The organism is Psychromonas sp. Urea-02u-13 (genome assembly GCF_002835995.1).
Classification (GTDB): Bacteria; Pseudomonadota; Gammaproteobacteria; order Enterobacterales; family Psychromonadaceae; genus Psychromonas.
This window is the reverse complement of record NZ_PJBZ01000038.1, coordinates 20,198-42,936: the sequence shown is the minus strand read 5'-3', so window position 1 is coordinate 42,936 and position 22,739 is coordinate 20,198. Positions and strand designations below refer to the sequence as shown.

At 39.3% G+C, this 22,739-nt stretch carries 19 protein-coding genes and 4 tRNA genes; 9 read left to right on the top strand and 14 right to left on the bottom strand.

All coding sequences use genetic code 11. The annotated features are described in order from the left end of the window. The first annotated feature begins 63 nt into the window (after positions 1-63). Positions 64-633, top strand: a complete 570-nt coding sequence (locus CXF74_RS02090; RefSeq protein ID WP_101080741.1) for a hypothetical protein — start codon at positions 64-66, stop codon at positions 631-633. Beyond that, positions 621-1,322: an NRDE family protein gene (locus CXF74_RS02085; RefSeq protein WP_101080740.1), complete on the top strand. Its 702-nt coding sequence runs from the start codon at positions 621-623 to the stop codon at positions 1,320-1,322. The genes CXF74_RS02090 and CXF74_RS02085 overlap by 13 nt, the downstream gene beginning before the upstream one ends. A gap of 12 nt (positions 1,323-1,334) precedes the next feature. Here CXF74_RS02085 and CXF74_RS02080 read toward each other — a convergent pair whose 3' ends face one another. From CXF74_RS02080 to nagB, 3 genes are all read right to left on the bottom strand, one after another. Then, complete coding sequence (locus tag CXF74_RS02080; protein ID WP_101080739.1) at positions 1,335-2,567, bottom strand: ROK family protein; 1,233 nt, start codon at positions 2,565-2,567, stop codon at positions 1,335-1,337. A gap of 134 nt (positions 2,568-2,701) precedes the next feature. Continuing rightward, the gene (gene nagA, locus CXF74_RS02075) at positions 2,702-3,835 is read right to left on the bottom strand and encodes an N-acetylglucosamine-6-phosphate deacetylase (RefSeq protein WP_101080738.1); all 1,134 of its coding nucleotides are present in this window, start codon (positions 3,833-3,835) and stop codon (positions 2,702-2,704) included. Positions 3,836-3,932: 97 nt separating this feature from the next. Next, complete coding sequence (gene nagB / locus CXF74_RS02070; protein ID WP_101080737.1) at positions 3,933-4,733, bottom strand: glucosamine-6-phosphate deaminase; 801 nt, start codon at positions 4,731-4,733, stop codon at positions 3,933-3,935. A 260-nt stretch (positions 4,734-4,993) separates the two neighbouring features. Between nagB and nagE the strand changes: the two genes are divergently transcribed. Both nagE and glnS read left to right on the top strand, forming a co-directional pair. Continuing rightward, entirely contained in the window at positions 4,994-6,454 is a 1,461-nt protein-coding gene (gene nagE / locus CXF74_RS02065; protein ID WP_101080736.1) for an N-acetylglucosamine-specific PTS transporter subunit IIBC, read from the top strand. Positions 6,455-6,618: 164 nt separating this feature from the next. Further along, positions 6,619-8,274 carry a glutamine--tRNA ligase gene (gene glnS / locus CXF74_RS02060; RefSeq protein WP_101080735.1) on the top strand — a complete coding sequence of 552 codons (1,656 nt, stop codon included), beginning with the start codon at positions 6,619-6,621 and terminating at the stop codon, positions 8,272-8,274. A 130-nt stretch (positions 8,275-8,404) separates the two neighbouring features. On the opposite strand, the gene CXF74_RS02055 is transcribed toward glnS, so the two are convergent. The 4 genes from CXF74_RS02055 to CXF74_RS02040 all read right to left on the bottom strand — a co-directional run bounded on the left by CXF74_RS02055 (position 8,405) and on the right by CXF74_RS02040 (position 13,006). After that, on the bottom strand, positions 8,405-9,067 hold the full coding sequence (locus CXF74_RS02055; protein WP_101080780.1) for an exonuclease domain-containing protein: 663 nt from the start codon (positions 9,065-9,067) through the stop codon (positions 8,405-8,407). 17 nt (positions 9,068-9,084) lie between these two features. Further along, positions 9,085-10,929: a DUF294 nucleotidyltransferase-like domain-containing protein gene (locus tag CXF74_RS02050; RefSeq protein ID WP_101080734.1), complete on the bottom strand. Its 1,845-nt coding sequence runs from the start codon at positions 10,927-10,929 to the stop codon at positions 9,085-9,087. A gap of 79 nt (positions 10,930-11,008) precedes the next feature. Next, complete coding sequence (locus tag CXF74_RS02045; protein WP_101080733.1) at positions 11,009-12,727, bottom strand: sodium:solute symporter family protein; 1,719 nt, start codon at positions 12,725-12,727, stop codon at positions 11,009-11,011. Between the two features lie 15 nt (positions 12,728-12,742). Further along, positions 12,743-13,006: a DUF4212 domain-containing protein gene (locus CXF74_RS02040; protein WP_101080732.1), complete on the bottom strand. Its 264-nt coding sequence runs from the start codon at positions 13,004-13,006 to the stop codon at positions 12,743-12,745. A 366-nt stretch (positions 13,007-13,372) separates the two neighbouring features. On the opposite strand from CXF74_RS02040, the gene CXF74_RS02035 reads away from it, so the two are divergent. Both CXF74_RS02035 and CXF74_RS02030 read left to right on the top strand, forming a co-directional pair. Further along, positions 13,373-14,176, top strand: a complete 804-nt coding sequence (locus CXF74_RS02035) for a substrate-binding periplasmic protein (RefSeq protein WP_157822311.1) — start codon at positions 13,373-13,375, stop codon at positions 14,174-14,176. A 107-nt stretch (positions 14,177-14,283) separates the two neighbouring features. Continuing rightward, positions 14,284-15,438 (top strand): PilT/PilU family type 4a pilus ATPase, encoded by a 1,155-nt coding sequence (locus tag CXF74_RS02030; RefSeq protein WP_101080730.1) that lies wholly within the window; start codon positions 14,284-14,286, stop codon positions 15,436-15,438. Positions 15,439-16,093: 655 nt separating this feature from the next. Here the strand turns inward: CXF74_RS02030 and CXF74_RS02025 are convergent. The 6 genes from CXF74_RS02025 to dnaQ all read right to left on the bottom strand — a co-directional run bounded on the left by CXF74_RS02025 (position 16,094) and on the right by dnaQ (position 18,759). Further along, positions 16,094-16,170, bottom strand: a tRNA-Asp gene (locus CXF74_RS02025). A 62-nt stretch (positions 16,171-16,232) separates the two neighbouring features. Then, positions 16,233-16,309 (bottom strand) — tRNA-Asp (locus CXF74_RS02020). Positions 16,310-16,384: 75 nt separating this feature from the next. Next, positions 16,385-16,461, bottom strand: a tRNA-Asp gene (locus CXF74_RS02015). Between the two features lie 66 nt (positions 16,462-16,527). Further along, positions 16,528-16,604, bottom strand: a tRNA-Asp gene (locus tag CXF74_RS02010). 182 nt (positions 16,605-16,786) lie between these two features. Next, positions 16,787-18,061 carry a hypothetical protein gene (locus tag CXF74_RS02005; protein ID WP_101080729.1) on the bottom strand — a complete coding sequence of 425 codons (1,275 nt, stop codon included), beginning with the start codon at positions 18,059-18,061 and terminating at the stop codon, positions 16,787-16,789. Next, positions 18,046-18,759: a DNA polymerase III subunit epsilon gene (gene dnaQ, locus CXF74_RS02000; protein ID WP_101080728.1), complete on the bottom strand. Its 714-nt coding sequence runs from the start codon at positions 18,757-18,759 to the stop codon at positions 18,046-18,048. The genes CXF74_RS02005 and dnaQ overlap by 16 nt, the downstream gene beginning before the upstream one ends. Positions 18,760-18,938: 179 nt before the next feature. On the opposite strand from dnaQ, the gene rnhA reads away from it, so the two are divergent. Then, on the top strand, positions 18,939-19,400 hold the full coding sequence (gene rnhA / locus CXF74_RS01995; RefSeq protein ID WP_101080727.1) for a ribonuclease HI: 462 nt from the start codon (positions 18,939-18,941) through the stop codon (positions 19,398-19,400). A gap of 136 nt (positions 19,401-19,536) precedes the next feature. On the opposite strand, the gene CXF74_RS01990 is transcribed toward rnhA, so the two are convergent. Beyond that, complete coding sequence (locus CXF74_RS01990) at positions 19,537-20,259, bottom strand: class I SAM-dependent methyltransferase (RefSeq protein WP_101080726.1); 723 nt, start codon at positions 20,257-20,259, stop codon at positions 19,537-19,539. A gap of 34 nt (positions 20,260-20,293) precedes the next feature. On the opposite strand from CXF74_RS01990, the gene gloB reads away from it, so the two are divergent. Then, positions 20,294-21,064 (top strand): hydroxyacylglutathione hydrolase, encoded by a 771-nt coding sequence (gene gloB, locus CXF74_RS01985; RefSeq protein WP_101080725.1) that lies wholly within the window; start codon positions 20,294-20,296, stop codon positions 21,062-21,064. Between the two features lie 60 nt (positions 21,065-21,124). After that, a complete protein-coding gene (locus CXF74_RS01980; RefSeq protein ID WP_101080724.1) occupies positions 21,125-22,726 on the top strand; it encodes a lytic transglycosylase in 1,602 nt (533 codons plus the stop codon). Positions 22,727-22,739: the final 13 nt, after the last annotated feature.

Sequence of the window (22,739 nt, the reverse complement as noted above, 5' to 3'; positions counted from 1 at the left end):
GTAAAGTGCTTTGTATTGATATGTTATGGTTATTAACACTATGAATACAAAGAGTCCCTTTCTATGATTAAGAGCCAAATAAATATATTAGCGCAAGCCAAAGTTTATCTGCAAACCGTTACTCCTTTATTATATTCTCAAATTGTAAGCCCACTGTTTATTAGCTCCGCTGGCGCGCATATCCGTCATATCTTGGACCACTATCTAGCAATTATTGATGGCTTAAAAGTAGGTTGTATCGATTATGATAAACGTAGCCGTGGTGGGGTAGTTGAAAGTGAAACTTCTGCTGCTCTGTCGTTAATCTCTGAAATAGAGTCCTTCCTCAATTCGCTTTCTCCACAACAGTTGCAACAAACAATAAAGCTTTCAACAGAAGTTTGTGTTGTAAAAAAACAGATTGAAGTGGTTGAGACTACACTCGCAAGAGAGCTTATTTTTGTAGGGGCTCATGCAATACATCACTTTGCAATGATTCAGCAAATATCTAAAGCACAACAAATTTCCACGCCGGATAAATTTGGTATTGCACCAGCAACCGCGACGTTTCTGCGTAGCAATGAAAATTTAAAGACTAATAAAATTGAGAATATAAGTAACAAAAAAATAAGTGATAAAAAATGTGTACGTTAACCTACCGTTTAACTAAAACAGGTTATGAGTTGTTCTTTAATCGAGATGAACAGCGTAGTCGGGCTCAAGCATTACCTCCTCAAATTAACCGAAATCTTAATGCAATTTATCCTATTGATCCTGCTGGTAAAGGTACTTGGCTGGCAGTACATAAGAGTGGATTATCCCTCGCATTACTTAATTATTACCAAGCGGAAAAAAAGACGTCTACCGACCACTTTAATAGTCGAGGTGAAATAATACTGACGTTATTGAAAAAACCAGACAAGGTAATTGAAGTATTAAGGGGCATGATATTAAATTGTTATCAAGCATTTCAGTTATGTGTTTTTGCACCTGATTTAACGCTTGAAAATAACAAGCTACATTGTTTCCAATGGAATGGTGAGTGTTTAACTGAGCTTGTGCAAACATTACCGATTACTTCATCGGGTGTGGATTATGATCAAGTTTATCTGGCGCGGAAAATAGCATTCAACAAAATAGTTACTTCTGTAAACCCTACTGCGAAGCAACTATTAAGTTACCACCAGTCACAGCAACAGGAAGGTAAGTTGTCGGTAAAAATGTCGCGTGTAGATGCAAAAACGGTTAGTTTTAGTCGTATTAGTATCGCTAAAGAAATTGAATTTGAGTATGTTGACTACTTGGATAATCAACAAAGCTTCTCGGTACTCTCTCGGGTTTAAGCAATAGTGGCTTTAAATTTTAATGCGCATCTTCTGCAGAAGATCACCTTCGTAAATTGCTTGTTTGATTAAAGAAAATGAAGCGATAGTTGAGTCTGCATGTAATTCTGAAGTAGAAATAACGACTCTTTTTTGAAAGTCTGGTAAAGATTGGTGCACGATACATTGTTGAATGGCATTAAATAGTGTGTTTTGTGCGGCTGTTATTTTTCCTGCGATGACTATTTTTTCAGGGTTAAGCATATTGATCAGTATCGCGATAGTTTTACCTAAGTAGCTTGCTGCTTTTGCGACTACTTGCTCGCACAGAGGATCACCTGTGGCTGCCGCTTGATAGATACTGTCTATGGTTAATATTTCGCTGTCAAGAGAGGTACTTGCTCCTTGTGCGATTGCCTGTTGCACTTTTTCAACAATAACCGTATCGCCAACTTCCGTTTCAAGGCATCCAAAGTTACCACAATGGCATTGTTTGCCTATCGGATTAACTTGAATATGGCCAATTTCCCCGATATTGCAGTTAACACCTAATAACACTTTTCCTTGAATGATAATGCCTGAACCTACACCATGATGAATACTGATCACAATCGAGTCTTGGTTTTCTTGTGTCGTACCAAAGTAGTGTTCAGCTAATGCTAATGCGCGGGTATGGTTACCGATAAAAGTGGGGATATTGAATTTTTCTTCTAAAATATCCACCAGTGCGACATTGTTGAGCTTATTCAGGGCGGTATAAATTACCTTCCCTTGTTTAGGGTCGATCAATCCAGAAAGCGTAACAGAGAGGGCTGATACCTGATTACCTTGCTGTTGTTCATCATCGATTAATGTTTGAATTTCTGTCTGTAATAAAGTGATGAGCTGAGCGCCGGTTTTATCTTCAACATTAATACGTCTATCAACGGACTTGTGGCCCGTTAAATTGTAGATACTGAGAGAAAGAAGCTTACGACCTATTTTGATCGCGATAACGTTGATGTTTTTAGCGTTGGGTGCAAGAGAGATAGCGCAACGGCCACCTGTCGATGCTTGGCGTTCGGTTTCCGTGACAATGCCGCTTTCGATGAGATAACGTGTTATTTTAGTCACACTCGCAGGAGCAAGCTTGCTCACTTTTGCTATTTTTACACGAGAAATGGGCGCATGTTGCTCGATGACTTTGTAAATGATGGCGCAATTAACCTGTTTAATCAGATCGATATTAGCAACACTTGAAGTGGGTTTTGAATTTAATTGTTGCATATAATACCTATGTTGAGGTTTTAATTATTGGCCAAAGAATTTAATTGATTCAGCCCACCTATGAAGGCTCGTAGGTGGGCTGAATCATCGTCATACTAATGTAATGAACACTTATTTAGTATCGTTCATTATAATTATGATGCTTTATAAACACCATTAACAACCGTTGCGTTTACTTTGTAATCGTTGTTAAAGATAGCAAGGTTAGCAATTTTACCTGCTTCGATGCTACCAAGTTTGTCTTCTACTGAGATTGCTTTTGCAGGGTACAGCGTTGCCATGCGAATAGCTTCTTCTAGTTCGATGCCTACAAATTTAACTGTTTGTTCAACAGATTCGATCATCGTTACTGCAGAACCGCCTAATGTGCCGTCTGCACCAAAGCATTTACCGTCTTTGTAATAAACCGTGGTGCCAACAAAATCAAACGACTCAATATTTGCGCCAGCGGGTGCTGTTGCATCAGTCACTAAAAATAGTTTTTCACCCATGATCTTTTTAGAAATGCGTACATTTTCGTAAGCAACATGGAAACCATCAACAATCACACCAGCGTAAATATTAGTATCATAGATAGCGCCAACAACACCAGGTTCACGACCTGTAATTGCGCTCATTGCGTTAAATAGATGAGTGGCACAGCTTGCACCGTTATCAATAGCAACTTTTGCTTGTGCATACGTGGCATTGGTATGACCCAATGAAACAACAATATTGCTCTCGCTTAATTGTCTAACTACTTCAGCAGGACTGTTTTCTGGAGCAAGTGTTAGCATGCTAACAATGTCGCTGTTTTTACAGATAAGGTCAATCATGTCTGCGTCAGGTTTACGAATAAACTCAGGGCGGTGAATACCTTTTTTCTCAATACAGAGGTAAGGACCTTCTAAATGCAGACCTAATACTTCATTCGGTGTTTTATCAATGTAGCTACGTGCGACTTTTAAAACACGTTTAATGCCTTCATCAGCATCAGTAATAAAAGTAGGTAGGTAACTTGTTGTACCCGATTTTAGATTGGCAGCTTGCATTATTTCAAGTGTTTCTTGGGTTTCTGCGCCATTTAGCATTACGCCACCACAACCATTAAGTTGCAAGTCGATAAAACCAGGGCTTAGGTTTGCGCCATTTAAATCAATTTTTTCAATGCTTGAATCAAGCTCTGTATTGCTAACGATGTTTTTGATTAAGTCGTTTTCAATAATAACGGCGTGGTCTGTTAATACAGACTGTGTTGTGTAGATTGTGCAATTGGTTAATGCGTACATGGGAACCCCTAAGAGAAATAAAGGGGACGGGGTTTTAACCCCGCGATTGTCAAGCAATTTGCAAGGCTAAAGCCTTGTCCCCGTTAGTTGGTAGCCTTTATAGGTTACCGATGTTGTCAGCTTCTAGCTCAGTGAAGTACTTAAGTGTTTTCACTTTAAGCTCCATTGTTGCGCCTTCATCACAAGCGATAATCGCTTTAGGGTGAAGTTGTAGTGCTGAAACCGTCCACATGTGATTTACAGAACCTTCAACAGCCGCTTGAAGCGCTAATGCTTTGTTATGGCCAGTTACAAGAATAAGAATTTCTTGTGCGTCAAGCAATGTACCAACACCAATCGTTAATGCTACTTTTGGTACTTGGTTGATATCGTTATCGAAGAAACGAGAGTTAGCGATACGTGTATCTGGCGTTAATGTTTTGATACGTGTACGAGAAGCTAATGATGAAGCTGGTTCATTAAATGCGATATGACCATCAGTGCCAATGCCACCCATAAATAGGTTAATTTGACCGTAGCTTTTAATTTTATCTTCGTAACGTTGGCATTCAGCTTCTAGATCAGCAGCAAGACCATCTAATAGGTTGATGTTTTTTGCTTGGATATCAATATGTCTGAAAAAGTTACTGTGCATAAAGTTGTAGTAGCTTTCTGGATGTGATGGTTCGATACCTACATATTCATCCATATTGAAGGTAACTACGTTAGCAAAACTTACTTCGCCAGCTTTATGTAATTCAATCAAACGCTTGTAAGTAGATAGTGGCGTTCCACCTGTTGGTAGGCCTAAAACAAATGGGCGTTCCGCTGTAGGTGCAAATTTGTTAATTACATTAACAATGTAACGAGCTGACCAAAGGCCAACATCAGGTGCCGAGTTAAGAGGGATTAAACGCATTTTCTTCTCCAAAGTTTGAGTTAACTATATAGTTAATGCGTAGCGTAAATTAAGTTTGTTTAACTTACCACCACATTTGCAATAAAAACGCCATTATAGTTGATTATTATCACAAAAGAGCTTGTTTTGATTTGCGTAGGGTAAGAAAGTCTTTAGAGTCATCAATAGATTTTTTAACCGCATGCTCTTTAGGACTGTTAAATAAATCCATAATAAAAATTTAAAATCACCCGAATAATCAAACTTTAGGAGAGTTAATAGTGAATATTCTTGGTTACATGCAAAAAGTAGGTAGAGCCTTAATGGTTCCTGTTGCTGTTTTACCAGCAGCTGCAATTTTAATGGGTATTGGTTACTGGATCGATCCAAATGGCTGGGGTGGTGGTTCACCGATGGCTGCATTTTTAATTAAAGCAGGTGCTGCTGTAATTGATAACATGTCTGTATTGTTTGCAGTAGGTGTTGCTTACGGTATGTCTAAAGATAAAGACGGTGCAGCTGCACTTTCTGGCTTAGTGGGTTTCTTAGTAGTTACTACACTTCTTTCTCCTGGTGCTGTTGCGCAAATTCAGGGCATTCCAGCCGCTGATGTGCCATTCGCATTCAACAAAATTAACAACCAATTCGTTGGTATCTTAGTAGGTATTATTTCTGCTGAGCTATACAACAAGTTCTCTGGTGTTGAATTACATAAAGCGCTAGCGTTCTTCTCTGGTCGTCGTTTAGTACCAATCGTTGTTTCAGTTGTAATGATTGTTGTTTCGTTTGTACTAATGGCAGTATGGCCTGTTATCTTCTCTGGTCTACAGCATTTCGGTGAAACGATTGCAGGACTTGGTGAAGTTGGTGCTGGTATCTACGCATTCTTTAACCGTCTATTAATTCCTGTTGGTCTTCACCATGCACTTAACTCTGTGTTCTGGTTTGACGTTGCTGGTATTAACGATATTCCAAACTTCCTAAGTGGTCAGTCTGGTATCGATGCAGGTACGGCTATCATTGGTAAAACTGGTATGTATCAAGCTGGTTTCTTCCCAATCATGATGTTTGGTCTTCCTGGTGCTGCACTTGCTATTTACAGCGCTGCAAAAGTTGAAAACAAAGAAAAAGTAGCATCTATCATGCTTGCTGCTTCTTTATCTTCATTCTTTACAGGTGTTACAGAACCTCTTGAATTCTCATTCATGTTCGCTGCTCCTTTGCTTTACGTAATTCACGCATTGCTAACAGGTGTTTCAGTATACTTCGCTGCAAGCATGGAATGGATGGCTGGTTTTGGTTTCTCAGCTGGTCTTGTGGATATGGTTCTTTCTTCACAAAATCCTCTTGCTAAACAATGGTACATGCTAATTGTTCAAGGTATTGCATTCTTCGCAATCTACTACTTCATATTCCTAGCGCTAATTAAAGGCATGGATCTTAAGACTCCTGGTCGTGAAGAAGAAGAAGCTGATGCTCCGAAAGTAGCTGCTGGCAAAGAAGATGCTAACGAATTAGCTAATCAATATGTTGCTGCACTTGGTGGCATTGATAACCTTGAAGTAATTGACGCTTGTATTACACGTCTACGTCTTACATTAAAAGACCGTAGCGTAGTAAGCGAAGCTGAACTTAAAGGTCTTGGTGCGATGGGTGTTGTTAAGCTTGGCGAAAATAACCTACAGGTTATCATCGGTCCACAAGCAGAAAGCATTGCTAACCGCATGAAAGCTGTAAAATAATCTCATTATCTTGACAGCTAATCGCTGTTAATCGATAACGTTATAAAGACACTCTTCGGAGTGTCTTTTTTTTTGCCCTCTATTTGCCTTTTCTCTTGAGCTTAGTTACAGAATATAAGATGATTGCTCTCTGTTTTTTTATAAGTTAATTTTAGAGGTAGACAATGACTCAGGTAGACACTAGCCCAAGCAATTTTATTCGTAATATTCTCGATGAAGATCTACAAACGGGCAAACATCAGTCTATCCAGACACGCTTTCCGCCTGAGCCAAATGGCTATTTACATATAGGTCATGCAAAATCTATCTGCCTAAATTTTGGTATTGCTAACGATTATGCAAATGCAGCTTGTAACTTACGTTTTGATGATACAAACCCGGTTAAAGAAGATGTTGATTTTGTTCATGCAATTCAAAAAGACGTGTCTTGGTTAGGTTTTAAATGGCAAGGTGAAGTCCGTTATTCTTCAAACTACTTTGATCAATTATACGCGTTTGCTGTTGAACTAATTGAAACTGGCAAAGCTTATGTCTGTGAATTAAATGCAGAGCAAACACGTGAATATCGCGGTAATTTAACCTCTCCGGGTAAAGATAGCCCATTCAGAAATCGCTCAATTGCTGACAATCTAGATTTGTTTACACGTATGCGTGCGGGGGAGTTTGAAGAAGGTTCGATGATGCTTCGCGCTAAAATCGATATGGCATCGCCTAATATGAAGATGCGTGATCCGGTTATTTACCGTATTCGTTTTGCACACCATCATCAAACAGCTGATAAATGGTGCATCTACCCAATGTACGACTTTACGCACTGTATTTCGGATGCGATTGAAGGCATAACACACAGCTTATGTACCTTAGAATTTGAAGATCATCGTCCACTGTACAACTGGGTATTAGAAAACATCAGTATTGAAGCGAAGCCGCGTCAAATTGAGTTTTCTCGTTTAAACCTGCAATACACACTAACGTCTAAGCGTAAGTTGAAAGCATTAATCGATGAAAATATCGTAACTGGTTGGGATGACCCACGTATGCCTACGATTTCTGGGATGCGTCGCCGTGGTTACCCTGCTGCGTCATTACGTGAATTCTCAAAACGTATTGGTGTCACTAAACAAGAAAATACAGTTGAACTTGCTTCATTAGAAGCTTGTGTACGTGAAGATCTTGAAGCAAATGGACCTCGCGCAATGGCGGTATTAGATCCGATTAAAGTGATCATTACTAACTACGATGAAGACAAAAGTGAGCAACTGATTGCACCGTGTCATCCTAAAGATGAAAGCATGGGCACACGTACGTTACCTTTCTCTCGCGAGTTATACATTGACCGTGCTGACTTTAAAGAAGTCGGTAATAAGCAATACAAGCGCCTTAAATTGAACAAAGAAGTACGTTTACGTAATGCTTATGTTATTCGTGCTGATGATTTTAAAACTGATGAAGCGGGTAATATTACAGAAGTTCACTGTACTTATGATGCAGACACCTTAGGTAAAAATCCTGAAGATGGCCGTAAAGTAAAAGGTGTTATTCATTGGGTTGATGCAAAAATCAATAAACCTGCTGAGTTCCGTATTTATGACCGTCTATTTTTAGTGGATAACCCAGCTGCTGAAGAAAACATTCACACTGCGTTAAACCCTGAATCATTAGTGGTACAGAAAGGTTTTGTTGAAATAAACTTAGTTGAAGCGGTTGCTGAAAAAGCGTATCAGTTTGAGCGTGAAGGGTATTTCTGCACAGACAGTAAAGATTCAACGGTAGATAACTTAGTATTCAACCGTACTGCCGCATTACGCGCGACTTTTTAATTACGCATTTAGCAATGTGTATTGCTAGGGCATAATTGTCTGTTTAAACGCCAATCTATCACTTATAGATTGGCGTTTTTTTAGCTGTTATATCTGCAATTATTACCTTTTCTATTTACGCCTTTATTTACTAGCGTAATAACTCTGATACTTTAATCTTATTTAATCCCCCCATTTTACTCACTTGCGCAAGTAATAACTCTGCACAGGCTAATGCATCAATAAGTGCATTGTGGCCTTCGTAATAGGGCAGGTTGTAGCGTCTACGGCAGTTAGTTAATCTTAGTTCGCCTTCTTTTATCATGAGTTGTTTGCGTAATAATCGTTGGTGCTCAATATGCAGGGTATCAATGGCAAATAAGCGACACTTTTTAAAATTTTCTTTTAACAAGGCCTGCTCTAGAAAACTGAGATCTAATGGCGCATGGTGTGCGACTAACAAGCTACCCGTGGCTTCTCTAAATAACCACTCTAATGCATCACTTAATGACAGCGCTTGCGCTAGGTCGTTGTCTACAACGCCATGTATCGTGGCACTTTGCCCGACACTGCCGGCAATTTTTATTAGTTTATGTTGGCCTTTACTGAGTTCTATCCGACCCTTGATAACCGGGATAATACCAATACTAATGATTTGATCTTTTTTGGCATCCAGCCCTGTCATTTCAAGGTCTAAAGCGAGCAGGGGCGCTTCACTAATCGGTAGGGCTAATAATCCTAAACAAGCTTGCTGGTAGGCGCGCAAGCGCTTATCTGGGCATCGATAAGATTGATAACCTAAAGAAGCCCTCATAAAATATTGGCGTAACACTAAAACTGCCTTAAGAATTTAAGCTTTATACCCGCTTGGCTATCATGCACAACTTTAAATGCATCTTTTAAATGGTGCCTTGCTAATGGGCTGAGGTTGTTGGGTAATAGATAGTTTGATAAATCACTGCCTTGCTCATATTGAAGGCCCTGATTCATAAGGCGTTTATGCGCGATAAACTCACTCGCATCGATTAAGTTATGCATATCTTGCTGGTTAAGGCCTGTATTACCGATGAGGGCGATTAAGCGTTGTTGGCTATTAACGGCTTTAATGCCGTTTGCTAATGCATAAATACGTGCAATATCATTAATCAGTGCCAGTCCTTTGTGCTTAAGATCAATGCCTTTCACTTCGCTTCCATCTCGTTCTATCACAAAGTTTTTAAAGAAACCTAATGGTGCGACACGTTGCACTGCATTCCGTGTTAAAGCTGCGATAAAAATATCATTGTTTTTTGTTTGTTGTAATACGCCATTTTGTAATTGTTCAAAGAGGGCTGTTTGCCCATAAATAGGGCGCATATCAAAAAATATGCTGGCATTAAGCAATGCACGTGGTTGTGGCATGCTTATCCAGTCGCGAAAGTAGGTTTGCCATTGAGCAAGTGAGCATCGCCATTTAGGGGTTGTCGCCATGATGTCACCAGGGCAATAAGGGAAGCCACATTTATCGAGACCCGCGCAGACTATTGTTGCGAGTTTTTTAAAATAAAGTTCACTACTTTCATCTGTTTCTTGTTCAAGCAGTAAGGCGTTATCTTGGTCAGCGCCTGCGGCTTGGTCTTGGCGTGCTTGTGAGCCAAAGGCTAACCAGCAAAATTGCATTGGCGCCTCACCGAGTTGCTCCTGAGCAATAAAAATTAAACGTTTTGTTAATGCGTCGGTCACTAAGGTGAGTATGCGCCCAATTTCTTGCGCTTTGGCTTCGCCTGCAATCAGGTTTTGCAATAAAGAGGGCAGTTGTTTACTGACGTTAACAATATTTTCTATGCTGTTTTGACGGTCTATTTGTCCGATTAATAGTAGAGGCTGTGAACTTTGACTGCGCATGATGTCGGTACTGGTTAGCATCGATATCGGTAAGTTATTCTCAACCACGGGTAAGTGGTGAATGTTTTTTTCACTCATTAATAACATGGCTTCGAAGACAAGTGCGTTTTTAGGAATGGTGACCGGATTGGTGGTCATAACCTGTTTTATTAAGGTATCACCGGTTAAGCCTTTCGCGAGAACACGATTGCGTAAATCTCTGTCGGTTAAAATGCCTGTTAGCTGGTTATTATCAATAATGATTAACGATGAAACGCGTTTTTCGGACATTAAACTGGCTGCGTTTTGGATCGATGAGTCGCTATTAATGCTAATCATTTTTTCTGAAATGAGCGAATGAATACGACTGCTATTAATCTTACTACTTTTAATTTCGCCTTGATGGCGTAAACGTTTAGCAAAAGCTTGATTAAAGAAATGATCAAATACTTGGCTTGAAGCGCGCAGATGATTAAAGATTTTTAAAGGCAGTTGATAGATTAATCCGTCTTCTAAAATGTGTACTTTATTAACCACTTTTTCACCTGATAACATGCCACTAAAGCCAAAAAACTGGCCATCACTGATACGGTCAATCAAGGCGCCTTTCTCGGTGGTTACTTCAAAGGCCCCACTGCGCACGATATAGAGTTGTGGTTGGTTATTATCAACATGCACTAATAGCTCATTTTTACTGTAATAAACCACAGATAATGCGCTACAGCATTGGTTAATAAGTCGGTCGGTTAATTGGTCGAAGGGGGGAAGTGTTTTGATGAAATTACTAACGGGTTGAAGTTCGGTTGTGTCCATTACAAGGTAACCTATAGAATTGTCTATGAAAGAGCGAACAACTACTTTGAGAGTAGTTGTTCGCTATAACAGTTAGCGATTAATGATCTTGTGCTTCACCCGCTCCTTTAGGGAAACGGATAGACTCGACCATATCAACAACCGATTGAGGTGTTGCTGCGGTAACTTTACACACAGCGGCTGCTACGGCAAAGTTAATACACATACCTAGCATACCGATACCTTCAGGCGAAATACCGAATAACCAGTTGTCAGCGTTATTAGCGCTTGGGTTTATAAACTTGAAGTAAGCAATATAAACAGTGGTAAATAATAGACCAGCAAGCATACCTGCGATTGCGCCTTCTTTATTCATTTTCTTAGAGAAAATACCCATCGTAATTGCAGGGAATAATGAAGAAGCTGCTAAACCAAAGGCTATTGCGACCACGGCTGCCACAAAACCCGGTGGATTAATACCAAAGTAACCGGCCATGACAACACCTGCGCCTGATGCGATACGTGCATACATTAACTCCTTTTTATCGGAGATATTTGGCATAAGGTTCTTTTTCAGTAAATCATGTGAAACGGATGTTGAAATAACTAACAATAAACCTGCGGAAGTAGATAACGCTGCAGCTAAACCACCGGCTGCCATTAACGCAATAACCCATGCTGGTAAATTAGCCATCTCTGGTGTTGCTAATACGATGATATCTCGGTCGATTTTCATCTCATTTTCAGCACCTTTAGTGTACTGCATTTTGCCATCGCTATTTTTATCTTCCCATTGAATCAAGCCTGTTTTTTCCCAGCTATTAACCCAGTTAGGTGCTTGCTCATGTGGAATGCCTTTACCATCTGCACCATTGATAGATTCAATCATATTCACACGAGAGAAAGCAGCAAGTGCTGGAATAGTTGTGTACATAATTGCGATAAACAGTAATGTCCAACCAGCAGAACTACGTGACGCTTTCACACTTGGCACAGTGAAGAAACGAACAATTACGTGGGGTAAACCGGCAGTACCAAACATCAACGCACCACAGATAAAGAACACATCAATCATGCTCTTAGCACCTTCAGTATATTGCGCAAAACCGAGTTCTGTAGAAAGTCCATCTAGCTTATCAAGTAGATAAACACCGGAGCTATTACCCGTTGCATCTAATACTTCAGCACCAAACCCAAGTTGCGGGAACACATGACCAGTCATCATCACAGAAAGGAAGATAGCCGGTACCATGAAAGCAAAAATCATCACGACGTATTGCGCTACTTGTGTATAAGTAATACCTTTCATGCCACCTAAAACAGCGTAGAAAAATACCACACACATACCGATATAAACGCCCGTATCTACTTCTACTTCAAGGAAACGAGAGAATACAACACCTACTCCACGCATCTGACCAGCAATATAAGTAAAGCTGATAAAGATGGCACAAATGACGGCCACAGTACGCGCAGTTTGCGAGTAATAGCGATCACCAATGAAATCTGGCACTGTAAATTTACCAAACTTACGTAGGTAAGGCACCATCAACAGAGCAAGTAGTACGTAACCACCTGTCCAGCCCATCAGGTAAACACTACCGTCATAACCAACAAAGGAAACGATCCCAGCCAGTGATATAAATGAAGCCGCAGACATCCAGTCAGCCGCTGTTGCCATACCGTTTAAAATTGGTGGAACACCACCGCCAGCTACGTAAAATTCTTTTGTTGAGCCTGCACGTGTTTTGATTGCGATACCGATATATACCGCAAAGGTAATACCAATAACCAGATAAGTTAATGTTTGAACATCCATTTTTATTACTTCCTATTATTCGTCAACGCCATATTTTTCATCAAGTTTATTTGCTTTGTGTACGTACACAGCAATCAGCACTAAAAACACGTATATCGCGCCTTGCTGAGCAAACCAGAATCCTAGTTTAAAACCCATAAACTGTATTTCGTTTAAATAATCAACGAATAAGATGCCACATCCAAATGAAACGACCGCCCAAATACTTAATAGGGATATAACGAGTTTTATATTCTCGTCCCAATATTTTTTAGCTGTATCTTTACTTTCAAAACTCATTTTATTTCCCTTTTAATCAGTTATGTATCACTTCACATCAATATTTTGTCCATATCTGAAAAGACGCTGTTAATACTATGTTAAATCCGTTTAATTGTTAGCCATTTAGCGAGGGTTTGATCATGTTTTCATGATGTTTATTTGTGATAGAAGTCGTAAATATTAATCTATGCTTAATTTATGTGATGCAGATAGCTTTGGTTTTTTCTATTTAAAGTGACACAATTTTTATTATGCAGATAAATTTAGGGCTAGATACTATATTTAAGATAATAAAGGGGAGAGGGAAATGAATTTATTTAGAATATCTTTGATCATGTTATTAGCTGTGTTTTCAACTGTGAGTAACAGTCAGCCTATTGTTGTGTGGGATCAGTTATAACGCATCCCAATTCGATGGTGCCTGAGCTATTAAAGCGGGCTTTGCAGGTAACCAGTGACGAATATGGTGAATACCAACTTATCCCCTCAGAAGCAATGGAACAGGGAAGGGTCATCAAGCAATTACAATCAAAAAGGATTGATATTGCCGTTTTTGCACCTAATGAAAAAAGAGAAAAACTCGCGATTCCAATTCGCATCCCCGTCACCGGGTCATTGCTGAGTTATCGGATTTGCCTTATTCAGGCCGATAGCCAAGATAAATTTAACCATATTTATAGTTTAGAGGACTTGAGAAGCAGTAAGTTAAAAATTGGGCTGCACCAGAATTGGCCTGATACTGAGATTATGGAAGCCAATGGCTTGAAATTATGGAAGGCAAAAAAATACAGTTTATTGTTCGATTTACTGGCCGCTGGGCGTTTTGATTGTTTTTCTCGTGGTGCCAATGAAGTGGTGAAAGAGTTTTATACTCACGGATATAAAGGCTTAGTGATAGAAAATAGTCTTATTATTTATTATCCGTTACCACTCTATTATTTTGTTAATCAGGATAAACCTGAACTTGCTGAGCGTATCAGTAAAGGGCTCGCTATTTTGCAAAATAATGACGAATATGAAGCGATGTTTAGCAGTAATTTTGGGAAAACATTACGGTTTCTGAATATGCATAATAGAACTATTGTTGAGCTGAATAATCCATTATTGAGTGAGTCGACAAAGATTAAAATGCAGGCGGATAAAATTTATTATGATGAGCTAATACGTAAAGTCGCTATTCAGCCGTAATATCTTTAAAGCGTAATTAAAAATATGATTAAAGTGATAAAAATCACTGTGTTGGGCAAGTGTGTTGATGTCATACTTTAGCTTAATTTGAATTAAGGGAGTTAACGATGGAATTTGAACAGATGCTGAATATCTTGTCGAGTAAAGATGGTTCTGATCTTTATTTAGCGACAGGCGCGCCACCTTCAGCGAAGTTTGAAGGTAGCTTAAAAACCTTAAGTGATGATGTTTTACAGCCGGGTGAGGTGGCTATCATCGCTAATTCAATTATGGATAGTGAGCAAAAGGCCACATTTGAGCATGAATTAGAAATGAATCTCGCTATCTCTATCTCGAACGTAGGTCGCTTTCGTGTCAATATATTCAAGCAACGTAATGAAGTTTCCATTGTTGCACGTAATATTAAAGTAGAAATTCCTAAGTTTTCTGATTTGCGTTTACCTGAGATTCTAAAAGATGTGATCATGACAAAACGTGGTTTAGTCTTATTTATTGGTGCAACAGGCTCGGGTAAATCAACCTCATTGGCTGCATTAATTGATTACCGTAACGAAAATGCATCGGGTCATATTATTACCATTGAAGATCCCGTTGAATTTGTACATAAACATAAAAAAAGTATTATTAATCAACGCGAAGTAGGGGTTGATACCCGTAGTTTTCACGCTGCTTTAAAAAATACACTTCGCCAGGCGCCAGACGTTATTCTGATTGGTGAAATACGTGACCGAGAAACCATGGATCATGCGTTAGCATTTGCAGAAACAGGGCATTTAGCTATCTCAACTTTACATGCCAATAATGCCAACCAAGCCTTAGACCGTATTATTAACTTTTTCCCTGAGGAGCGTCGTCCGCAATTATTAAACGATCTGGGTAATAATCTTAAATCCTTCATTTCTCAGCGTTTAGTGCCTACCTTAGATGGTAAGCGTTGTGCCGCTATCGAAGTGATGATGGGCACATTAACCGTGCGCGACATGATTAAGAAAGGTGATTTTGGTTTGTTAAAAGATGTCATGGAGAAATCTAAGTCATTAGGTATGCAGACTTTTGATGGAGCATTGTTTGAACTTGCCATTGAAGGGCGTATTAGTGAAGAGGAAGCGACAAAAAACTCGGATTCACCGACTAATATTGCACTTAAGTTTAAATTGCATAAAGGTGGCGTTGCAGAACAAATGGAAGAAAATGCTAAAAAAGAGGGAGGCGGTTTAACGCTTGAACCTAAAATGAGTTTTGATGATTTAGATTTTTCTTAATAAATTATAATAAATTCGGTTAGCATTAATGAGTAGGGCGGTATTTATACCGTCTTTTTTATGTCTGAAATTTATATGAGTATTAATTTTAGAGGGGGTAAAGGCATTGTTAATTTGGAAGGGATAATTAAATTTTAGAGTCGATGATTTATGTGCAATTAATTGACTGAGAATTACTTATAAGTATTTTATTGTTTAGATAGGGCAGTTAATAGATAGGAGATTAATGTTTTTCTGAGGTGGTTTTGTAGCGCTATAACTTTCTATGCAGAATTTATCGAATTCTAAAAACAGAAAAACCGCAATTAAGCGGTTATTTTCATGTTTACTATTTCACACTGTTGGCGGACATTAGCGTGGGACTCGAATATTTCGAGTATAACTGTATAACACTGCTTTGAGTATGTAAGTATTTTTTCTATGGTGGGAATTTATCGAATTCTAAAAACAGAAAAACCACAATTAAGTGGTTATTTTCTTATTTACTCTTTCACACTGTTGGTGGACATTAGCGTGGGACTCGAATATTTCGAGTATAACTGTATAACACTGCTTTGAGTATGTAAGTGTTTTTCTACGGTGAGGATTTGTCGAATTACAAAAACAGAAAAACCGCAATTAAGCGGTTATTTTCATGTTTACTATTTCACACTGTTGGCGGAGTGGACGGGACTCGAACCCGCGACCCCCGGCGTGACAGGCCGGTATTCTAACCAACTGAACTACCACTCCTTAGAGTGTGTAACAGTTTAATCTTTTTTAATGGAGATAAACCATTTTCATCCACAGTACGTTGGCGGAGTGGACGGGACTCGAACCCGCGACCCCCGGCGTGACAGGCCGGTATTCTAACCAACTGAACTACCACTCCATAACGAAGTACTGATTCAGAACTCTCATTTTACCTTTACATGTCGGCATGAAAAACCGTTTTGTTTATATATGTTGGCGGAGTGGACGGGACTCGAACCCGCGACCCCCGGCGTGACAGGCCGGTATTCTAACCAACTGAACTACCACTCCAGCTTGGACATATAAACTATTCAACATTCGATTTAACAGAATCTACTCAACAACTATCAAAGATAGTGGCGGAGTGGACGGGACTCGAACCCGCGACCCCCGGCGTGACAGGCCGGTATTCTAACCAACTGAACTACCACTCCAATTATCTTAAACCTAGGTCTAAAGTAACTGATATTCAGTTAAATCAACAACACGTTTTGCTGTGTCTCTGTTGAGGCGCTGATAATACGTAGTTGCCATTGCTGAGTCAACACTGAAGAGCAAAAAAATGCATTATTATTGCTTTAATTTAGCAAACGTCTAATTTGCGTTCAGGTCTTGCTTATTTACTATCCGTTAGGTCAATCGGCATAGGTTGCAACTCATCTAAACTAAGCTCTCCACTGTCTCCATCATCACTATTTATTTGTTTTTGCTTTCTTTTGAAAAGAAAAAACGCAATTCCAGCAATAAATAATAAAAGTGAGATCGAAATTGCAATGATGATCCATAAATTATCAAACAGTGAAGGTGAATCTAAACTTTCTAATGTTGTCTCTTCAATTAATGTTTGCTCTGTTTGTGTTGCTAGCGCTTCACTTGCCGTTTGTTCTGGCATTTCGAATTTTGGTGTTAATTCAAAGACGCTCTCTCGCAGTTGCAATTCTACTTCTCGTCCAGTGCGAGTCGTCGCATAGGCTTTTCCTGAAAAAGTATAAATATCGTAACCAAGCTTAAAGGGCGCATTAAACTCCCCTGACTCTGAAACAGTATCAAGACTATGCATAAGTACCTGTTGCACAACTTTATTATTGGTATCTTTAAGCACGCCATTAATGCTGACTGAGCTAGGGTCTATTTCACTACCGTCAACCGTAAACGTAATGTTTGCTTGGTCACTACCGGTCTCGAGCGCTTTTATTTTATATTTTAGGGGAGAAAGAAAAACCACCGCATCTTTATTGACATTACGAATGAAAATGTCGTTCTTAGTGCGAATATGCAATAAGTAACGGCCTGGCTGTAAATCCACGTATAAACGCGCGGTTAACTTGCCATCAAAGGGGAGCTCATCGTAATGTTTCCCATCATCTTGATATAGCGCCATTTTATTGCTCGCGCCACCGAGTAAAGAAATGGATAACTTAGCCCCTTTAATATAGTTGGGATTGATCATCAGCTTTTTATCTGAATAGAGTGCCGCATGAGTGGTAATGTATTCTTGTGCATAAAGCTTGAGTGGTAAACGATTAACGGATAACTGTACTTCGCTGATAATTTTTATGCGATTGTTATCATCAAGCTCAGCAATGGCTTGCCATGGCCCTGCCATTGGGTTTTGTATGGTAACAATATCTTGTTTTTTATTGCTCACCCAAGCAACACTTTCCGGATGACGTTGCTGATAAAGCTTACTGCCATCGGGTTTTACTAATACGACTTGTTGATAACCTTTTTTATGATGAAAGATAAAGGTCGCTTGTTCTGTTTTGGGATCAATGCGAAAACGATTATCTAAAAGAGGGATATCATTGGGCGCATAAATAGTGTGCGCCACAGAAGTAAGGGAAAAGAGTATTACAATAGAAGCAAATAACGTTTTTATGAAGATGGCCACAAATTATCCTTTATTAGTTTTAAACGCTCAGTATGTGCAAGTTCCTCCGCATCGGTCGCGCGGATAACGGTAAAGGGCGTGAGTGTTGTCCGCGCTATTCTTCCCGTTGATTCTGTACCTGATTCGTTACTTGTTAGATTTAGCTTAGCTTGCCCGCCACTCATTAGCAGGTAAACATCTGCTAAAATTTCTGCATCGAGAAGTGCGCCATGTAAAACACGATGTTTAGTATTGATGCCAAAACGATCAGATAACGCATCAAGATTGTTTCGTTTTCCCGGAAACATCTTCTTAGCCAGTACTAAGGTATCGGTCACTGTCGAAATATCTTCAGTGGGTTGCGTCTTTTTATTTAAAAAACGAAACTCTTGATCCATAAACCCGACATCGAAGGGTGCATTATGGATGACTAGATCAGCACCACGAATAAAATCTATAAACTCATCGGCTATTTGTTCAAAAGTCGGTTTATCTTGCAAAAACTCATCGGTAATACCATGAACGGCTATCGCTTCGGGATCACTATATTGCCCAGGGTTAACGTAAACGTGGAAGTGTCGTCCTGTTAAGCGACGATTGATAACTTCAACACAACCAATTTCGATAATTCGGTGGCCTAAATAAATAGTGCCATCTTTATTCATACCCGTTGTTTCAGTATCTAAAACAACTTGTCTGATCTCTTTGCTTGTGTTCATAGGGTTCTCTAATTATAGTTTGCAGAAATGTCACACTCAGTTCATCGTCTTTACGCTTTTTTTTGTTTTTATAAAGCATTTAGTGTCTGTTTTTATATCGAAATAGGCACTTTAATTGATACTGAGTTGTTGTAAATAAATTAAGTCTAACAAAATGTGCGCAAGGTTATGAGGCTACAATGAAAAAAATAGAAATTTATACGGATGGGTCGTGTTTAGGCAACCCTGGACCAGGCGGTTACGGTACGGTGCTTATTTTTAATAAACATCGTAAAGAGATGGCTGAAGGATATAAACGTACCACTAATAATCGCATGGAAATGCTCGCTTGTATTAAAGGGTTAGAACAATTAACCGAACCTTGCGAAGTTGATTTAACGACAGATAGCCAGTATGTACGCCAAGGTATCACACAGTGGATACATAACTGGAAGAAACGTGGTTGGAAAACAGCGGCTAAAGCACCAGTTAAAAATGTGGATCTGTGGAAAGCATTAGATGCCGCGCAAGAAAAACATACAGTGCAATGGCATTGGGTAAAAGGACATTCAGGGCATCCTGAAAATGAACGTTGTGATGATTTAGCACGCGAAGCCGCTGAAGCAAAACCGACACAAGAAGATACAGGTTATGACGGTTAAAAGAAGCTGTCTGCTTTTAGCTATCAGCTTTCAGTAAAGTCAAAATCAAACACGAAAAACGATAGTTTTGCATTCTAGCGGTGTATTTTTCGTGTTCTCTGTATAACGAAGTGGTTTTATGATCGTATTTTGTTATTTATTGTCTATGATGGCGGGTAGCAAGAGGCTGGCGATTAATCATCGGTTTACTGAATTTAAAAGGTGATTTAATGGTGGTCATCGGAATGCTTTGTTTTTTAGCCACGATAAAATAGGTGCTACAAAGGTAAGGCAAATAACGTTGGCCAATGCTTTCAACAAAATTTGAGAACTTACTATTAAATTGGCAAGAGAGAAAATCGAAATGTTGTTTTTGCTGTACTTCAAATCCCAGCAGGTGCAACCAATCAATCACTCGATTTGGTAAAAACAAACGCGCCGTGTGTGGGTTTTTAGGGGTTAGCAAGGATCGTAAACCAAATAAGCTAATGGGATTGTAACCGCTAATAATTAACGTCCCATCTCGTGTTAAAACACGATCTAATTCACGTAATAGTTGGTGCGGATCACTCGAAAAATCGAGTTCATGCGCTAAAATACAAAGATCAATAGAAGAGTCTTGCACGGGTAATAGATGCAAGTCTGCAAACAAACCAATATCTTCACCGCTCGCTGCGCAGTTTATCTGATGAATAATCGGTGATTTTGCGGTACTTAATTGGCTGCTAAGCTGGCCTAATTTTAATAAGTGATAGCCAAAGCAACGTGTGATCGTGTGATCAATACGCTGTTGGGTGTGTTTTAACAAACATTGCCCGTGCGGAAGTTGCGACCATGATTCAATGGGCGTTAAAATTCGCGACGTTTTAGCTATCTTCATATGTATTCACTTATTCACTATTTAGAGAATTATCATGGTTAATTTAATAACAATTCCATCATTTAACGATAACTATATTTGGCTTATCAAAGATAGTCAAAGCCAACACTGTATTGTGGTTGATCCCGGTGATGCGACGCCGGTGCTTGAAATGCTTGAATCACAAGATTTAATCCTTGATGCGATTGTTATTACACATAAGCATTATGATCATATTGATGGTGTTATGCCTCTTTTATCAGCCCTTAATAAAGAGATTAAAATTTATAGTAAAAATAAGCTTTTCCCGCAATCTATCGAAGTATTAGAAGGGCAAACGCTTCATTTTTTTAAAGGTAGGTTTTCATTAAAAGTAATGGAAGTAGCAGGGCATACACTAGATCATGTTGTTTATTATAATGAACAAATGCTTTTCTGTGGTGATACATTATTTTCAGGTGGATGTGGGCGTGTATTTGAAGGTACTCATCAACAGATGTTTGATGCCCTTTCTCTGCTAGCGAACTTACCTGACGAGACTAAGGTCTACTGCGCACATGAGTACACTGAAAATAATTTAGCGTTTGCTTATGCGCTTGAACCTAAAAACAGCGCGCTGTTAGCTTATATGCAACAGGTTGCTAAGAAACGTCAACTTGGATTACCGACCATTCCGAGTAATATTGGTCTCGAAAAAACAATTAATCCTTTTTTACGTTGTGAGGAAGCGGTGCTAGTTGATCACTTACAAAATAGATTAGCAATGCCTCTTAACGCAGGTGTTGATACCTTTAGTGCGCTACGAACCTACAAAGATAACTTTTAAAGAGGAAATATTCGCTTCTTTTTGCTAAAATATGTGACCGGTTTTTTTAGAGTGTTTTTTATGAAGTTATTTTTTCCTTTTTTATTATTATTTTTAGTCTCTGCATGTCAGATAACACCTACAGAAGAGCTGAGTGAATCAGAAACAACATCTGTTGCAGAGCAAGAAGCCATTGAAATGTTGTCAGAAGACGATGAGGAAGGTTTATCTAATCTGGTTAAAGATAAAACAATCACCGAAGGGCAACCTGAAGAAGCTGTTACTGAGCTGAAACATAAAAACATTTGGCTTAAATTGGCAGAAGGCTTTGAATTTGAAGTGCCCGATAATAGTCGAGTCGCAAAGCAACGTGACTATTATCTACGTCATCCTAAATATCTAAAACAAGTCTCTAAACGCGCAGAACCTTTTTTATACCTTATTGTTGAACAAATAGAAGCGAAAGGCCTACCGCTTGAATTGGCTTTATTACCTGTTGTTGAAAGTACCTTTGACCCCTTTGCCTATTCACCTGCAAGCGCCTCTGGATTATGGCAATTTATGCCAGTCACAGGTGAACGTTTCGGTTTACAACAAGATTGGTGGTATGACGGTCGCCGTGATGTTTATGCCTCGACAACGGCCGCACTGCGTTACATGGAAATATTGCACAATTATTTAGGTGATGATTGGTTATATGCTTTTGCTGCTTACAACTCGGGTGAAGGGCGTGTTAAGCGCGCTGTTCAAAAGAATAAAAAACAAAATAAACCGGTAGATTATTGGAATTTGTCACTGCCGACTGAAACTGAAAACTACGTTCCTAAGTTATTAGCGCTTGTTGATGTTTTACGTAATCATAAGAAGTACGGTGTTGAATTGCCGTTCATAGAGAATGAGCAAGTACTTACTTATGTTGATACAGGATCGCAGTTAGACTTAGCCTATGCTGCACAATTAGCTGAGTTAACGGTTGCAGAAATTCAGCTGTTGAATCCGGCGTTTAATCACTGGGCAACCTCCCCTGATGGACCACACAAACTGCTTATTCCTACGGTTGTTGCCAAAGAATTTGTCGAAAAATTGGATGCAACGGGTAAGAATGAACGTATTCGTTGGGCGCGTTATAAAGTGCGTTCGGGTGATAGTTTAAGTGTGATTGCTCATAATCATGACACCACAACCAGCGTGTTAAAACAGAACAATAATATTAGTGGTTCGTTTATTAAAATCGGCCAGCCGTTATTAATTCCGCTAGCCAGTGAATCTCAGCAAGATTATCTGTATAGCCAAGCGCAGCGCTTTGAACGTTTTGAAGCGAAGAATAGTAAAGGTAAGCGCAAAATAACCCATACCGTGGTTGAAGGAGATACGCTTTGGGATATCAGTCGTTTATATAAAGTGACCTCGAAAGAAATTGCAAAATGGAACAAGACAACCACCAAGAAAACATTACGCTTGGGTGAAAATCTAACTATTTGGAAGCCTGCAAAATCAACGAATAACAAAACACGTCGATTAACTTACAAAGTGCGTTCGGGTGATTCGTTAGGGGGGATAGCACAGAAGTTTAATGTTAAAACCACTGATTTAGTGCGCTGGAACAAATTGCAAAAACAAAAGTATATTCAGCCTGGTCAAAAATTATTGGTACATGTGGGTATCCGTAAGTCACGCGGCTAATATTTTTCTGCCT

Excerpts from the sequence above, each read along its gene's own strand:
- dnaQ (WP_101080728.1), bottom strand. The coding sequence starts at position 18,759 with ATGAACACAAGCAAAGAGATCAGACAAGTTGTTTTAGATACTGAAACA.
- CXF74_RS02040 (WP_101080732.1), bottom strand. The coding sequence starts at position 13,006 with ATGAGTTTTGAAAGTAAAGATACAGCTAAAAAATATTGGGACGAGAAT.
- gloB (WP_101080725.1), top strand. The coding sequence starts at position 20,294 with ATGGTTAATTTAATAACAATTCCATCATTTAACGATAACTATATTTGG.
- CXF74_RS02050 (WP_101080734.1), bottom strand. The coding sequence starts at position 10,929 with ATGGACACAACCGAACTTCAACCCGTTAGTAATTTCATCAAAACACTT.
- nagA (WP_101080738.1), bottom strand. The coding sequence starts at position 3,835 with ATGTACGCATTAACCAATTGCACAATCTACACAACACAGTCTGTATTA.
- CXF74_RS02080 (WP_101080739.1), bottom strand. The coding sequence starts at position 2,567 with ATGCAACAATTAAATTCAAAACCCACTTCAAGTGTTGCTAATATCGAT.
- CXF74_RS01980 (WP_101080724.1), top strand. The coding sequence starts at position 21,125 with ATGAAGTTATTTTTTCCTTTTTTATTATTATTTTTAGTCTCTGCATGT.
- CXF74_RS02030 (WP_101080730.1), top strand. The coding sequence starts at position 14,284 with ATGGAATTTGAACAGATGCTGAATATCTTGTCGAGTAAAGATGGTTCT.
- CXF74_RS02045 (WP_101080733.1), bottom strand. The coding sequence starts at position 12,727 with ATGGATGTTCAAACATTAACTTATCTGGTTATTGGTATTACCTTTGCG.
- CXF74_RS02055 (WP_101080780.1), bottom strand. The coding sequence starts at position 9,067 with ATGAGGGCTTCTTTAGGTTATCAATCTTATCGATGCCCAGATAAGCGC.
- CXF74_RS01990 (WP_101080726.1), bottom strand. The coding sequence starts at position 20,259 with ATGAAGATAGCTAAAACGTCGCGAATTTTAACGCCCATTGAATCATGG.
- rnhA (WP_101080727.1), top strand. The coding sequence starts at position 18,939 with ATGAAAAAAATAGAAATTTATACGGATGGGTCGTGTTTAGGCAACCCT.
- glnS (WP_101080735.1), top strand. The coding sequence starts at position 6,619 with ATGACTCAGGTAGACACTAGCCCAAGCAATTTTATTCGTAATATTCTC.
- CXF74_RS02090 (WP_101080741.1), top strand. The coding sequence starts at position 64 with ATGATTAAGAGCCAAATAAATATATTAGCGCAAGCCAAAGTTTATCTG.
- nagB (WP_101080737.1), bottom strand. The coding sequence starts at position 4,733 with ATGCGTTTAATCCCTCTTAACTCGGCACCTGATGTTGGCCTTTGGTCA.
- CXF74_RS02085 (WP_101080740.1), top strand. The coding sequence starts at position 621 with ATGTGTACGTTAACCTACCGTTTAACTAAAACAGGTTATGAGTTGTTC.